Annotated in this window: 11 protein-coding genes; 4 read left to right on the top strand and 7 right to left on the bottom strand. The window is 64.0% G+C overall.

The window, feature by feature from the left end; genetic code table 11:
- Positions 1-368: 368 nt before the first annotated feature.
- Positions 369-3044 (bottom strand): DNA polymerase I, encoded by a 2676-nt coding sequence (polA, locus tag IC757_RS01855; RefSeq protein ID WP_190975710.1) that lies wholly within the window; start codon positions 3042-3044, stop codon positions 369-371.
- 135 nt (positions 3045-3179) lie between these two features.
- Here polA and IC757_RS01850 point away from each other — a divergent pair, with 135 nt between their 5' ends.
- Positions 3180-3542 carry a DUF2782 domain-containing protein gene (locus tag IC757_RS01850; RefSeq protein ID WP_190975709.1) on the top strand — a complete coding sequence of 121 codons (363 nt, stop codon included), beginning with the start codon at positions 3180-3182 and terminating at the stop codon, positions 3540-3542.
- A gap of 147 nt (positions 3543-3689) precedes the next feature.
- Here the strand turns inward: IC757_RS01850 and rsmA are convergent, their stop codons facing one another.
- The 5 genes from rsmA to IC757_RS01825 are packed head-to-tail and all read right to left on the bottom strand — an operon-like array spanning position 3690 to position 10009.
- Entirely contained in the window at positions 3690-4475 is a 786-nt protein-coding gene (gene rsmA, locus IC757_RS01845; RefSeq protein WP_190975708.1) for a 16S rRNA (adenine(1518)-N(6)/adenine(1519)-N(6))-dimethyltransferase RsmA, read from the bottom strand.
- Positions 4472-5440, bottom strand: coding sequence for a 4-hydroxythreonine-4-phosphate dehydrogenase PdxA (gene pdxA, locus IC757_RS01840; RefSeq protein WP_190975707.1), 969 nt, complete (start codon positions 5438-5440; stop codon positions 4472-4474). The genes rsmA and pdxA overlap by 4 nt, the downstream gene beginning before the upstream one ends.
- 3 nt (positions 5441-5443) lie before the next feature.
- Complete coding sequence (locus tag IC757_RS01835; RefSeq protein WP_190975706.1) at positions 5444-6724, bottom strand: peptidylprolyl isomerase; 1281 nt, start codon at positions 6722-6724, stop codon at positions 5444-5446.
- Between the two features lie 39 nt (positions 6725-6763).
- Entirely contained in the window at positions 6764-8917 is a 2154-nt protein-coding gene (locus IC757_RS01830; RefSeq protein ID WP_190975705.1) for an LPS-assembly protein LptD, read from the bottom strand.
- Positions 8918-8971: 54 nt separating this feature from the next.
- Positions 8972-10009, bottom strand: a complete 1038-nt coding sequence (locus tag IC757_RS01825) for an aminopeptidase (RefSeq protein ID WP_190975704.1) — start codon at positions 10007-10009, stop codon at positions 8972-8974.
- Between IC757_RS01825 and IC757_RS01820 the strand changes: the two genes are divergently transcribed.
- The 3 genes from IC757_RS01820 to IC757_RS01810 all read left to right on the top strand — a co-directional run bounded on the left by IC757_RS01820 (position 10002) and on the right by IC757_RS01810 (position 12353).
- Positions 10002-10751 (top strand): class I SAM-dependent methyltransferase, encoded by a 750-nt coding sequence (locus IC757_RS01820; protein ID WP_190975703.1) that lies wholly within the window; start codon positions 10002-10004, stop codon positions 10749-10751. The two genes, IC757_RS01825 and IC757_RS01820, sit on opposite strands and share 8 nt — an antisense overlap.
- A gap of 19 nt (positions 10752-10770) precedes the next feature.
- Positions 10771-11166: a peptide-methionine (R)-S-oxide reductase MsrB gene (gene msrB / locus IC757_RS01815; RefSeq protein ID WP_190975702.1), complete on the top strand. Its 396-nt coding sequence runs from the start codon at positions 10771-10773 to the stop codon at positions 11164-11166.
- Between the two features lie 185 nt (positions 11167-11351).
- Positions 11352-12353 (top strand): CsgG/HfaB family protein, encoded by a 1002-nt coding sequence (locus tag IC757_RS01810; RefSeq protein WP_190975701.1) that lies wholly within the window; start codon positions 11352-11354, stop codon positions 12351-12353.
- A gap of 8 nt (positions 12354-12361) precedes the next feature.
- On the opposite strand, the gene IC757_RS01805 is transcribed toward IC757_RS01810, so the two are convergent.
- Positions 12362-14290 (bottom strand): serine/threonine-protein kinase, encoded by a 1929-nt coding sequence (locus IC757_RS01805; RefSeq protein WP_190975700.1) that lies wholly within the window; start codon positions 14288-14290, stop codon positions 12362-12364.
- Between the last annotated feature and the right edge of the window lie 249 nt (positions 14291-14539).

Raw genomic sequence — 14539 nt, 5'->3', positions numbered from 1 at the left:
TAGCACAAGATTTGTCCAGCCTCATGATTCTACCCAAGGAGGTCCATTAACCGAATCAGCACAGACACGTGCAAGTAAGGTGAAATCGCTTGAGAGCGTAGCGAGCGCGTGGCTGCCGGACGCCGGCAGGCGCGCGCAGTAGCTCTCAACCGATTTCGGGATTAAAGAAAGGCCCCGGGCGAGGGAGGACCCGGGGCCTGTAGTCGGATCCGGTTTGGGGACTGTAACCGAATCCTCATGACTCACCTAGGGAGGGAGGTGAGTCAAACCATGCGCATGGCGATAGTTCAGACCGGGCTTTCTCCGGAAAAGTTCCTAATGTTGCAAAAAATTTCGAATTTTTTTTGTTTTCCTTAAATATCAAAAGGTTAGTGCGCGCTTTCCCAGTCTTTCCCGGTGCCGGCATCGACTTCCAGGGTCACATCGAGGCGGGCAGCGGACTGCATGCGCTCGACCACGCCCGCAGTGACCGCCTCGAGCGCTCCGTTTTCGACCTCCAGCACCAGTTCATCATGCACTTGCATGACCAGTCGCGCGGGTACTTTTTCGCTCTGAATCCAGGCATCGACGTCGATCATGGCGCGCTTGATGATGTCGGCGGCCGTGCCCTGCATGGGCGCGTTGATGGCGGCGCGCTCGGCGGCCTGGCGACGGGCCGGGTTGCGCGAGCGGATCTCGTCGGCCCACAGCCGGCGCCCGAACAGGGTTTCGACGTAACCGTCCTCGCGTGCCTGTTTGCGGATACGGTCCATGAATTCCTTCACCCCGGGATAGCGCTCGAAGTAACGCTCGATATAGTGCTCGGCTTCCGAGCGCGGCAACTCGAGCTGGCGCGACAGGCCCCAGGCGCTCATGCCGTACATCAGGCCGAAGTTGATCGCCTTGGCCGCGCGGCGCTGCTCCGGCTCGACCTGGTCGATGTCCAGACCGAACACCTCCGCGGCGGTGGCCTGGTGAATGTCCTCGCCGTCGGCGAAGGCCTGGAGCAGGCGCTCGTCGCCGGACAGGTGGGCCATGATGCGCAACTCGATCTGCGAGTAGTCGGCCGCCAGCAAGGTGGTGCCTTCCGGTGCAATGAAGGCCTTGCGGATGCGCCGGCCCTCGGGTCTGCGAATGGGAATGTTCTGCAGGTTGGGGTCGGTCGAGGACAGCCGGCCGGTGGCGGCGATGGCCTGGTGGTAATGGGTGTGGACACGGCCGGTCTCGCGGTTGACCTTTCCAGGCAGACTGTCGGTGTAGGTGCTCTTGAGCTTGGCCAGGCCGCGATGTTCGAGGATCAGGCGCGGCAAGGCATGCTCGGCGGCCAGTTCCTGCAACACATCCTCGGCCGTCGACGGCTGCCCGCCCGGCGTCTTGCGCCGCGGTTCCAGCCCGAGCTTGTCGAACAGGATCTCGCGCAACTGCTTGGTCGAGCCCAGCTTGAATTCCTGCCCTGCTTCGGCATGCGCCTGTTCGATCAGTTCGTCCATGCGCTGTTCCAGCTCGCGACTCTGGGCGGCGAGCTGGTCGACGTCCAGCGCCACGCCGGTGCGCTCCATGCGCGCGAGCACGGGGATGAGCGGAATCTCCAGCTCCTCGTACACGCGCCGGGGGCCGTGGAGCGCCTCGAGTTTCGGCCACAGATGCCGGTGCAGGGCCAGGGTGACCTCGGCATCCTCGCCGGCATAGTCGGCCGCCGTGGCCACCGGCACCTGGTCGAAGGTGACCTGCTTCTTGCCCTTGCCGGCCACCGCCTCGAACGAGGTGGTCTGACGGCCAAGGTAGCGGGAGGCCAGCGAGTCCATGTCATGACGCGTGGCTGTGGAATGGTAGAGGTAGGACTCGAGCATGGTGTCGTGGGCCACACCGGCCAGGCTGACGCCGGCGCGGGCCAGCACGTTGAGGTCGTACTTGAGGTGCTGGCCGACCTTGGCGCGCCCGGCATCCTCGAGCACCGGGCGCAACGCCTCGACGGCCTCGTCGCGATCGAACTCGTTGTCCTGGTCGGCATGGGCCAATGGCACGTAGTAGGCCTTTCCGCTTTCGACGGCGAAGGCAAAGCCGACCAGGTCGGCTTCAAGCGCTTCCAGGCTGGTGGTCTCGGTGTCGAAGGCGATCAGTTCGGCCTGCTCCAACGTCTCGACCAGCGCCTTGAGGCCGGCGCGGGTGGTCACCGTTTCGACAACCAGCTCACTTTCCTCGATCTCATCGGCCTCGCTGTACTGCTTCAGCCAGGTGGCGAAGCCGAATCGCTTGAGCAGTTCGATCATGCGCGCCCTGTCCGGCCCGGCCGGCCGCAGTTCATCGAGCTCCAGCCCCAGTTCGACCTGTTCGTCCAGCGCCACCAGCTCGCGCGAGAGCGGGATGGTGTCGAGCGCGGCACGCAGGTTGTCGCCGATCTTGCCGCCGACCTCGTCGGCTCGCTCGATCAGCTCGTCCAGGCTGCCGAATTTGTTGAGCCACTTCGCCGCGGTCTTGGGTCCGACCTTCTCGACCCCGGGAATGTTGTCGGACGTGTCGCCGGTCAGCGCAAGCAGGTCGGCAATGCGTTCCGGGCCGACGCCGAATTTTTCCTCGACTGCGGCCGGATCGTAGCGCTTGTCCTGCATGGTGTCTTCGAGCACCACGCCCTCGTCGACCAGCTGGGCCAGGTCCTTGTCGCCCGACGAGATCAGCACATCGAGACCCTCGGCACGCGCGCGCCGGGTCAGCGTGGCGATCACGTCATCGGCCTCCACGCCCTCGATGACCAGACGCTTCAACCCCATGGCATCGACCAGCTTGTGCAGCGACTCGATCTGGCTCCGGAGCTCGTCGGGCATGGGCGGACGATTGGCCTTGTAGTCCTCAAAGGCCTCGTGCCGAAATGTCTTGCCCGGTGCGTCGAAGATCACCGCCACGCGCTCGGGATCATGCTGCTCGGTCAGCCGCCGGAGCATATTGGCCACGCCGAAGATGGCGCCGGTGGGCTGACCCTCGGCATTGGTCAGGCTGGGCAGGGCATGAAAGGCGCGGTAGAGATAGGACGAGCCATCGACCAGGCACAGTTGTGGCGACTTCGACATGGAATTCTGGAAGCATCGGTGTCGGGGACGGCTCATGATAACCAACCCGGTGAGGAAAACGTATGGAATGACAATTCCCCGAAATGGTCAAAACCGATAGACTGACATCATGACACCTCAGCCCGGAGACCCCCTATGTTCCGTCTGATTGCCCTGCTTGCGGCCTTGTCCATGACCGCGTCTACATATTCCGCCACGGGCGACGAACCACCCGAAAGCGATGCCGCTTCACCTCCACCCATTCCGGAGCATGAGCCACTACCGCCCAAGGTGCAGGATCCCGACGAGATGCTTGAACCCCAGGTGGTGATCCGGCGCGAAGATGACCGCATCATCGAGGAATACCATGCCGGAGGCGTGGTCTACATGATCCGCATCGTGCCTGCAGTCGGTCCCCCGTACTACCTGATCGACACCACCGGAGACGGAAATTTCGACTCTCGCCACGAACACATGGAGCCGGTGCGTCCGGCGCACTGGAAGATATTCGAGTGGTGAGGGGCCCGCACGGCGGGCCGGTTAAAGGTGAAAGGTTAAAGGAGCGAGTATTGGTGGACCGATGCAGAGGTCTTGAAAGCAGCGCGTGGCCCGGCGCGGCACGGTACGGTGTTGGCGTACGACAGCGAGCGAAACCCCTTTTACCTTTTACATTTTACCTTTTACCTCCTCAGCCAACTTCCTGAACTGCTCCATCGACAATGTCTCGGCACGAGCACCCGGGTCGATGCCGGCCGCCTTGATCTGTTCGGCATCCAGCAGGCCTTTCAGGCTGTTTCTCAGTGTCTTGCGGCGCTGGCCGAAGGCGCGGCGGGCGACTTCGGTGAATGCCGGCAAAAGCGTCCGATCCGACTCGGACAGTGCCCTGGGCGCCAGCCGGACAATGGCGGAATCCACCTTCGGTGGTGGCCGGAAGGCGCCCGGCGGAACGTTGAACAGGCGCGTCATGTCGCAATGAAACGCGGCCATCACCGAAAGCCGGCCATACTGGCGTGAACCTGGCCCGGCTACCATGCGGTCAACCACTTCCTTTTGCAGCATGAAATGCATGTCCGCAATATCGGCCTGGCTGTCGAACAGGTGAAACAGGATGGGCGTGGAGATGTTGTAGGGAAGATTGCCCACAATACGCACCGGCCGGTCCGGGGCCAGCTCGACCAAATCAACCGTGAGCACATCGGCCTGGATCACCGTCAAGCCATCGGGATGGCCGAGGCGCTCACCCAGGGTGGCCGCCAGATCGCGGTCGAGCTCGATTGCGGTCAGGGCCCTGACATGTTCCAGCAACGGCGCAGTCAGCACGCCTTCGCCCGGGCCAATCTCGATCAGGTGGTCATCGGGGCCCGGGGCGATGGCGCGCACCAGGCGGCTGACGATATTGGCGTCGTGCAGAAAATGCTGGCCGAAGCGCTTGCGCGGTCGATGCCGGTTCACGGCCCCGGTGCCATAAGCTGCCGGGCCAGCGCCACGGCGCTACTCAGGCTGCCACCATCGGCCCGGCCCGTGCCGGCCAGATCCAGTGCGGTGCCGTGATCGACCGAGGTCCGCACGAAAGGCAGGCCGAGGGTGACATTGACGGCATGCCCGAAGCCAACATGCTTGAGCACGGGCAGCCCCTGATCGTGGTACATCGCCACGACCGCATCATGCTGGCGCAGCTGGGTGGGCACAAAGGCGGTATCGGCCGGCAGCGGCCCACTGATCTGCATGCCGGCCGCGCGTGCCTGTTCCAGGACCGGCTCGATGATCTCGATTTCCTCGTCGCCCAGGTGCCCACCCTCACCGGCATGCGGATTGAGCCCGAGCACGGCGATGCGCGGCTCCTGGATACCGAAGCGCGCAAGCAGTTCTCCGTGCAGCAATTCGAGCGTGCGCCTGACGCGTCGCGCCGTGATCGCAGCCGGCACATCCTTTAAGGGCAAGTGAGTGGTGACCAAGGCTACCCGAACTCGTCCGGCGGCCAGCATCATGACGACATCGTCGACGCCGGCCTGTGCGGCCAGGTACTCCGTATGACCGGAAAACGCAATGCCGGCAGCATTGATCACACCCTTGTGCACCGGCCCCGTCACCAGCCCTCCTGCACGCTGCTCAAGGCACTCGCGCGCCGCCGTGTGCAGGCATTCCAGCACGTAGGCCGAGTTGTTCGGATCCAGTTGCCCGGGCTGTTCGGGCGCGCCCATGGTCACGGGCAGGCAACGAATGCCGCCGATGGCATCGGCGCTGACATCGGACAGCTCGACGATATCGGCGTCCAGATCGATCCGGGCCGCCGCACGACTCAGCAGCCCGGGGTCGGCCACCAGCACGATGGCCGGATCCTCGGCTGCCGCGCGCACCGCCAGCTCCGGGCCGATCCCGGCCGGTTCACCCGGGGTCAGCAGCAGCGAGGCAGGCACAAACTACAGCCTTACGTCGACGTAGGACTCGCCGCGCATTTGGCGCAGAAAGCGTTCGACCTCTTCCTCGGCACGCTGCTCGAACAGCATCTCGCGCGCCTGCGAACGCATGGCATCGGCGGTGCGATCGGCCTCGCGCACATCCTCGAACTTGACGATGTGCCAGCCGGACTGGCTGCGAAACGGCTCGGACACTTCGCCGGGCTCCATCCGATCGAGCATCTGCTGAATGCTGGAGCCATACTGGCCTGTCGGGAACCAGTTGAGCAAACCACCCAGATTGGCCGAGGTTTCGTCGGTCGAATAGCTTCGCGCCAGCTCGGCAAAATCCTCACCGTCGGCAATGCGCTCGTGCAGATCCCGGATACGCTGTTCAGCCTGCTCCGGCGAGACCAGTTCGGTCGGTTCGACCATGATGTGACGGGCGCGGTACTCCCGTACGATCACCTGGGAATGGTCACGCGTATCACGGACCTGCAGGATCACGAAACCGGCAGGAGTGCGAATCGGGCCGGCAATCGTGCCCGGCTCCTGGCCTTCGATCTCGTCGGCAAACATGGGTGGCAGCGCGTTGAGATTGCGCCAGCCGAGATCACCGCCTTCCAGTGCTTCGGCACCCTGCGAGTAGGTGATAGCCGCGGCAGCGAAGTCCATGCCGCCACGCAGCTGCCCAAGCACTTCCTCGGCTCGACCCTCCGCTTCACTGACTTCCGCCGGACTGGCTGCCTCGGGAACGTTGATCACGATCTGCGACAGCAGATACTCCCGGCCACCGAGTCGATCAGATGCCAACAACATGTCAATCTCGGTTTCGGTGATGTCATCCATCGACTGCGCCACACGCTGGCGCAAGCGAGAGCTGAGCATCTCCTGTCGTATCTCCTCGCGAAACTCCGAGAACTCGATGCCATCGGATTCCAGGGCCATGCGCAACTGCTCAATGGTCATGCCATTGTTCTGGGCGACATGGTTGAGAGCCTGATCGACATCCGAATCGGAAACACGAATACCCGTGGACTCGGCACGCAGCACCTCCAGACGGTTCATGATCAGACGTTCAAGCATCTGTTCCTCGACCACGCTGCGCGGCGGCAGCGACTCTCCACGCGCCTGCACCTGGCGCTCGAGGTGGGTAATGGCATCATCGAGTTCACTTTTCAGGATGACGTCCTCCTCGACCACCGCGACGATACGGTCGACTTCGCGTTCCTCGGCGTGACCCACCGAGATCAGCGCCAGCCCCATGGCCAGCAGGGGAATCGTCCGGATCGTGGCTAATTTCATTACGCTCATTGCTTCTCCGAAAATATCATTCATCGCTGGTCAGGGATGGTCCCTGAACAGCTCGTAGGGTGCGCGACCCAGGCTGGCCAGGCCCCGCAACTCCAGCTCCATGAACACCGAGGTGCGCCGATCGCCATCCCGGTCACGGACATAATCACGTGCCGTCAGGCGCAACGCCCAGCAGCAACTCTCGTATTCCACGCCGCCGAGAATCTCCAGCGGCTCGTTGTCTTCAAACGAATAGAGTAACCGACCGATCAGCTTCAGGCGCTCATTGACCGGATATCTGAAGCGCACATCGGCCTGATCGACCTGGTCACGGCGCATGCGGTAACCCAGCGCGGCCTGGCGCGCATCCTGTCCGCGGTAGGTCAGACCAACGCGCGCGACTTCGGTTTCATTGTTCAGGCTGTCCCACTGCAGGCCGGCCGACACCGCCAGGGCCTCGGCCGGTCGCCATACGGTTTCGGCCAGCGTCGAGGAGCGGCTGCCCTGCTCTTTCTCGCGTCCGGGCAACTGGACCCGGCGGTCGCTGAAGTGAACGATCTGGCCGACATGCCCTTCGAGCAGGCTGCGGCCATCGCTCGCCTCGATCAGGCGGGAGCTCAGGGCCAGCGCCAGCTGGTTGGCATCCCCCTGGCGATCGGCGCCGGTAAACCGGTTGTGATGAAACAGTTGACTGAATCCAAAAGTCAGTTCGCGCGTATCGAAGTCGGGCAGATCGGCCTGGTCGCGGTAGGGCACGTACAGGTAGTAGAGCCTGGGCTCCAGGGTCTGTATCCGATCGCTGCCGGCCGGACGCTCGAAGAACAGGCCGGCATCGAGGCTGGCGATGGGCAGGGTTCGATCAGGATTGCGGCGATGGTCGCCATCGAGCCGATAATGTGTGGTTCTGAGCGCCAGTTCCGGCTGCACGAAACTGCCCGGGGTCAGCCAGCGGTAGCGCAGGACAGGCCGAACATCCAGCCGCGTACCGGTGACCCCGACATCGCGGTCGAAATGCACCAGCTCGGAGTCCACCAGCCACTCCAGCCCATGGGCCATGGGGCGACCGGCCTGGAACTGAATTCTCGGCAGACGCCGGTAGGGCGCCCGCTCCGCGGCGACACTGTCGTCTAGGAGCTGAAAGTCATCGGCGCCAAGATCCAGGCGCCAGCCGGAACCGCGGCCACTAAGCGCCACCGAAGAGCGCAGGAACTGCACGGAGGACTCGACCAGATCATTGCCCAGATCAATGAAGTAGTCATCATCACTGGCCCTGCGCAGGTCGGCACGCGCGTTCCATCCAGGTGCCAGGCGCGCCCGGTAATCGAACTGGCCGAAGTAACGGGTCAGTCCGGCCCGACGGTCGTCGGGCAGAATCTCGAGATCGGCCTGCCCACGCTGGCTCGCGGTCAGAAAACGATACTCACTGTCGAGCATGACGCCACGGCGCTGAATCCAGCGCGGCGTCAGGGTGGCGTCCTGGTTGGGTGCAATGTTCCAGTACCAGGGCACGCTGAGATCAAGCCCGTCGCCGCCGGAAAACCCGATGCGGGGGTAGAGGAATCCGCTCTTGCGCTCGTCGTTAAGCGGGAAGCTCATGTAGGGGAGGTACATCATCGGCACACCCCGGAACTCGAGGCGGGCGTGACGGGCGGTCCCGACCCCCTCGGCCAGGGCCAGCTCGACGCGGGCCGCCCGCAGCTGCCAGTCGGGCTGGTCGGGGTCGCAGGTGGTAAACGCGAAACGTTCCAGGCGCGCCTGCCCGGGCTCGACCATGGCCACCGAATCGGCATGGCCGGACCCGTCATGGCCCACCAGGCGATAAATCACCTCGTCGAATCGCCCGGTGCCATCGGTCGCATCATAATAGGCGCGGGCCGCTTCGATCTGAATGAGCGAGTCGGTATAGCGCAGCCAGACGGGGATATCGACCAGGCGCGAGTCGGGATCAAAGCTCAGGGACTCGGTCTCCAGCAACTGGTCGAACTGCTTGAGACGCACCCCATCGCTGAAACGAACCGGCTCATCGCTCGGCGCGCTGTAGGCACCGGCCCGGATCTGTGCCTCGGACACCGATTCGCGGGCACCCTCGTCGGCGACGGCATGAGGCGGCTCGCACCAGTCCGGACGATCGACCGGCGTGACAGCCGGCAGCGACGCCGTCCACAACAGGCCTGAAACCACGACAATGGCAAAAATGCGGGTCAAGCGACCTTCCAGAACGGAAACAGCCAGGTATGGTCGCCGACAAACGCCCACGGATCAATCCTCTCCGGCAAGAAAACGGGCCCTGCGTGCCGCCGTCCATTCGGCCATTTCAGCCGCCTCGGTGTGCAGGCAGTGCAGGTCCCCGTCGCAGGTCTCGTCCAGTCGCCTGGCGAAAGCCTCGATGCCGGCTTCGTAGGTGGCCACACTGGCCAGGTGGGCGTTGTTGATCTCGCCATCCAGCCAGCGCGACTCCACCGGGCGATCATTTGCCGATGCAAATGCCCTGATGCGCTCGCGCAAGTCCTCGAACACGGCCTTTTTGTTGTCCGCCAGTGCCTCTTCCGGCCCACCCTCCTCGTAAAGCGCCTCCAGTTGCAGCCGCGCTTCGAGCAGCAGCTTGATGAACGCTGTGTGCAGTGCCAGCTCTTCTTCCCAGCGGGCCAGCCGCTGCTGCTCGCCACGCGAGCGTAACCAACGCCGCACGCCCTCTCGCTCGATCAGGCCGGCGTAGGCTTCGTTGAACGCGGTATCACCGCGCACGAATAGCTTTTCGTGCGCCAGCTCGTGAAAAATCAGCCCGACCAGCCAGACCTCGTCGCGGGCCAGCATGGTATTGAGCACCGGATCGGCAAACCAGCCCAGGGTGGAATAGGCCACGGCAGGCATCACCGCCACATCCAGACCCTGCTTTTCCAGTCGGTCGGCCTGCCGACGGGCCGAATCGTCCCGGAAGTACCCGCGGTAGGCCAGGCAGCCCACCAGTGGATAGCACCAAGTCTTCGGGTCCATGGAAAAGCGCGGCGTGGCAACCACGTTCCAGACGGCCGCATCGCGTTCCAGATCGGCATAATAGGTGTAGGAGCGACTGTCGGGCAGGCCGAGTTCGGTCACGGCGAAGGCGCGGGCCGCCAGGGCGACTTCAAGCTGTTCGCGCAGCGTCTCCGGGGTTTCGGGATCGGCCAGCACCTGCTCGATGGGCTGGCGCTTGCACAACATTTCCATCTGCCCGCGTGCCGCCTGCCCGTACCAGCCGACGGTCGCGCAGCCGCTCAGCCACAGAATGCAAAACGCAAGGAAGATCGACTTGGACAACAACTGGTATCTCGATGAAGAGTTCTGGCGCACGTTCGGCCCGCTGATGTTCAATGCCGATACCTTCGCCCGTGGCGAGGAGGAAATCGAATGCTTACTGAGTCTGCTCGACATGCCGCCGGTGCCGACGCTCGACCTGGGGGCCGGCCCCGGCCGTCACAGCCTGCCGTTGGCACGTTCAGGGTATCCGGTCACCGCCCTGGACACCAGCGCTTATCTGCTCGACCAATTGGGTGAATCGGCCAGCGATCTGCCCGTCGAGATCATGCGGGCCGACATGCGCGAGTTCGTCCGCGAGCAGGCCTTTGGACTCGTCCTGGTGATGTGGACCAGCTTCGGCTACTTTGAGAATGAAGCCGATCATGCCCGCGTGCTCGAAAACATGAGCGCCAGTCTCAGGCCGGGCGGCAGGCTGGTCCTTGACCTGGTCGGGCTGGAAACCCTGTGTCGCACCATGGAACCGGTGCACCTGACCGAATACGACGACGGCCGACTGCTCGTGGAACGGCCCGCGCTGATCGACCACATGACCCGACTGGACAACGAGTGGCTGCTGATCGATGGCGATACCATCCATCGCACGCATTTCTCGCATCGTGTCTGGTCGGCCGGGGAGATCAGCAGCCTGCTGAACAGCCACGGCTTCGACATTCTCGCCATCCACGGCGACTACCAGGGCGCCGACTACGATCTCGAAGCCGAGCGCATGATCGTGATCGCCCAACCGATTGAATCCACATGACCCTCAAAGGCCACCAACAATGACCAGGCGGCCGAAAACCGAACAGGAATGGCGCGAGCGGCTGACCGACGAGCAGTATCGCGTCACCCGGGAGGCTGGCACCGAAGCGCCGTTTTCCGGCGAGTACAACGACCACTACGAGCAAGGGGTGTATCACTGCGTGTGCTGCGACCACCCGCTGTTCGATTCCGGCTCCAAGTTCCAGTCCGGCTGCGGCTGGCCCAGCTTCCATTCCGAGCTCGACGAAGCCGGCATCGAACAACGCCTCGACACCTCCCACGGCATGCGCCGCATCGAGTTGCTGTGCGCCAACTGCCAGGCCCACCTCGGCCACATCTTCGATGACGGTCCGCCGCCCACCGGCAAGCGCTACTGCATCAACTCGGTGGCCCTGAGATTCGAACCGGAAGACTAGTGGCGCCGGCATCGTCCTGGTGGTACAAGAGCAGGGGAAGCGCACATGAAGGCTGACCGAAAATCCGGACAGAATCCGTATAAGTCAGGTAACAACCACAACAAACGCCGTGACACGTCCTGATTGCGAACGGATGGTCGCGGAATGAATTGAATCAACACGCACGATTTGCAGGAGGAAGATCAATGTACTGGAGAACCATTGCAGGAGTCTGCATGCTGGCATTCCTGACCGGCTGCCCCACGGCTGGCACCACCGGCCAGGTTCGGGACAGCGGCTCCGGGGCCAGCATGGCCGAGGCACGTGCCGCTCACTACGACGGCCCCCAGGCCCGCATCGCGGTGGCCCGTTTCGAGAACAAGGCCGGCAATACCGGCGGCTGGTGGAACCAGTCCATCGGTGATGGCATGGCGGACATGCTGACCACCGCCCTGTTCCAGACCAACCGCTTCATCGTGCTTGAGCGCGGTGCCATCGACGATGTCATGGCCGAACAGGACCTGGGCGCCAGCGGCCGTGTTCGCGGCGAAACCGCCGCGGCCATCGGTGAAATCGAGGGTGCCGAGCTGCTGGTCGTTGCCGCCGTCACCGAGTTTTCCGAGGACAGCGGTGGCACACGGGGTTCGGTCGGCGGCGGTCGCCTGGGCCGCGCACTGGGCAGTATTGCCGGGGGCACCAGTTCCGCTCACATGGCCATCGACCTGCGCATCATCGATACCGACACCAGCCGCATTCTTGCCGCCACCAGCGTCGAGGGCGAAGCCCGCGATTTCGACATCGGCGGCGCACTTTCGACCTACACCAGCCGCCACAGCCTGGGTGGCGCCCTGGAAACCTGGGAAAACACGCCCCGCGAGAAGGCCCTGCGTCAGGTCATCGGCAAGGCGGTCGAAGAAGTGGTCAGCCGGACGCCGCAGCAGTACTACCGTCACGGCGGACAGGCAACTGCCTCGGCCACCCAGACCGGTGGCTCACAGGCCAGCGCCAACAGCGATGACCGTGTCGTGATCACCGCCGGGTCGATCAACGTGCGCTCGGGTCCGTCTTCGGAAGGCTCGGTGGAGTTCACCCTGAGCTCAGGCGCCATCGTCAATGTCACCGCCCGTGCCGGTGAGTGGATGCAGATTGAGGATGACCAGGGCCGCACCGGCTGGGTGGCCGGCGAACACACCCTGGCCATCGAGTAGGATCCGAGCTACTCGAACTGGGCTTTCAGGCCCGGCAGCCACGGTTCAACCGACTGCCGGGCACGCTCGGTGGCATTGAGTGCCGTGTACTCGACCTGCTCCAGCGGCGATGAAGCCATCTCCCGGCCCAGGTACAGATCGAAGGTTTTCGCCTCGAGTTGCACGATCCAGGCCGTCTCGACCCGATTGTAGAAACTCAGCTCACGGCTTCCGGCCGGAAGTGCGCGCGCCACCACCAGGTAGCGAACCCCGGCTTCGGCGGCTGGTTCGGCCAGGCCGGACAAGTCGACTTCCTCGCCGTCAATGAAGCGCCGGTAATTCCCCATGAACTGCCGATCGACCAGCGGCGGACTGACCTCACGCAGCGACTGCTCGATTTCGTTGGCCATGGGATCAGCAATCACCGGGTCACCCACCCCGATGACCGCGATTCCGCGTGGACGCTCAGGCTGCTCCGTGGGTTCACTGACCGGGGCGGCCGGTGCTTCGGCAGCAGACCGCTCTCCCGCCGCCACTTGCGCCGATACCTCTTCATCCGCCTGCGGATCGACTTCAACAGGCGCGGGATCGTGATCATGAGCGTGCCGAGACTGTGCCGCGATCGATGATTCCGGGCTTTCGGTCGGCTCGTCGATCTGTTCGACAAGCTCATCCGACGGCGTGTCCTCGCGGACAGATCGGTCGGCTGGCATGTCCCCCGCTTCCTCGCCTCCAACATCGCCGGCAGGTGCCGTTTCATGCTCGGAGGATGCTTCGGCCATGGCCGGCAGGTCATCGGCCACCGCCGCCTGCTCGCTCGCGGCATCCTCATCATCGTTCCATAGCGCGGCCATGCGCTCCCAGTGCGCATCATCCAGTCGCGCCACACCCAGGGCCAGCATGGCCAGGGAAGCGGCCAGAACGCCCACCAGGGCATAGCGTCGTCCGCGTCCGCCCCTGGCTTCCTCCTCGACGGCAACAGTGGCCGGCGACTGGGCCGGCGATTCGCCAAGCTGATCGGTCGGCGCGCCCGGGGCGATCTCACGGGTCATGGCCGGCTCGGGTGTATTGGGGCCCGGCCGGTCCGATACCCGGGTTGCGGCCGGCTCCTGCGTTGGTTCACGCTCCACCGGCCCGGTATGGCCGGTCTTTAGCGGCGCCATGTCCTCAAGCAGGCTGCGGCAATCCGGGTAGCGCTGTTCCGGACGCACCGCCAGCATGCGGCACAGGATATCGATCACGCGCTCATCGACCTTGCCATCCAGTGCCGACAGGTCGGGAAAGTCAGATTGCATGTAGGTGGCCAAGGTAGCCTTGAGGCCGGTATCGCGCACCAGCCGGCTGCCGGTCAGCATCTCGTAGTAGACCAGTCCCAGCGCGAACAGGTCGCCACGACAATCGGGCCGCTGCCCGGACAGGCTTTCCGGGGGCAGGTAGCCCGGGGTTCCCATCAATGTCTCCGAGGCCTCGCCGGCTTCATCGGAGGGATTGGCCACGCAGGCAATACCGAAGTCGGTCAACACCGCACGCCCGCGCCGGTCCAGCATGATGTTGCCGGGCTTGATATCGCGGTGAACGATGTTCTCGGCAGCGGCCGCCGCCAGCGCCTCGGCCGACTGCTCGGTCACCCGCCGCGCCATTTCCGGGCTGCACTGCCCTTCGCGGGCGATAAAGTCGGCCAGCGACTCGCCATCGACGTATTCCATGACGAAATACGGCCGCCCGTCCTGCTCGTCGGCAATAAAAATCTGGGCGATATTGGGATGATTGAGTGCGGCCACGCTGCGCGCCTCACGCAGAAACCGCGCCACGACAATCTCGTCGCGACTGAGCTCATCGCTCAGGCACTTGATGGCAATGAATCGTTCGAGCTTGGGATCCAGCGCCTTGTAGACCACGCCCATCCCGCCGCGACCCAGCTCACTGATGATGTGGTACCGACCGAGCGTCTGCGCCATGTTTCCTGCCTCCTGAACGCGCCCGAAAGGACAACGCCGACTGCCTGTGTATCTGCCCAATATAGCGCACCTGCCGGGGTCTCCTCCACTCGCCGGCGCCAGAGTCTCGCGGCCGCTGTCGATGGCCGCAACTCGATTTCGTCGATTGACCCTTCGTCCGATCCCCCGTAGAGTGCCTGCAGCGTCAACACCCGGCCCTTTGAACCGTCCACTGGAGCAGTCCTTCCGGCACCACTCAGACTGTCACCC

This window comes from Wenzhouxiangella sp. AB-CW3, from assembly GCF_014725735.1.
Classification (GTDB): Bacteria; Pseudomonadota; Gammaproteobacteria; order Xanthomonadales; family Wenzhouxiangellaceae; genus Wenzhouxiangella.
The sequence above is the reverse complement of the archived record's forward strand: the minus strand, read 5'-3'. Positions and strand labels throughout refer to the sequence as shown.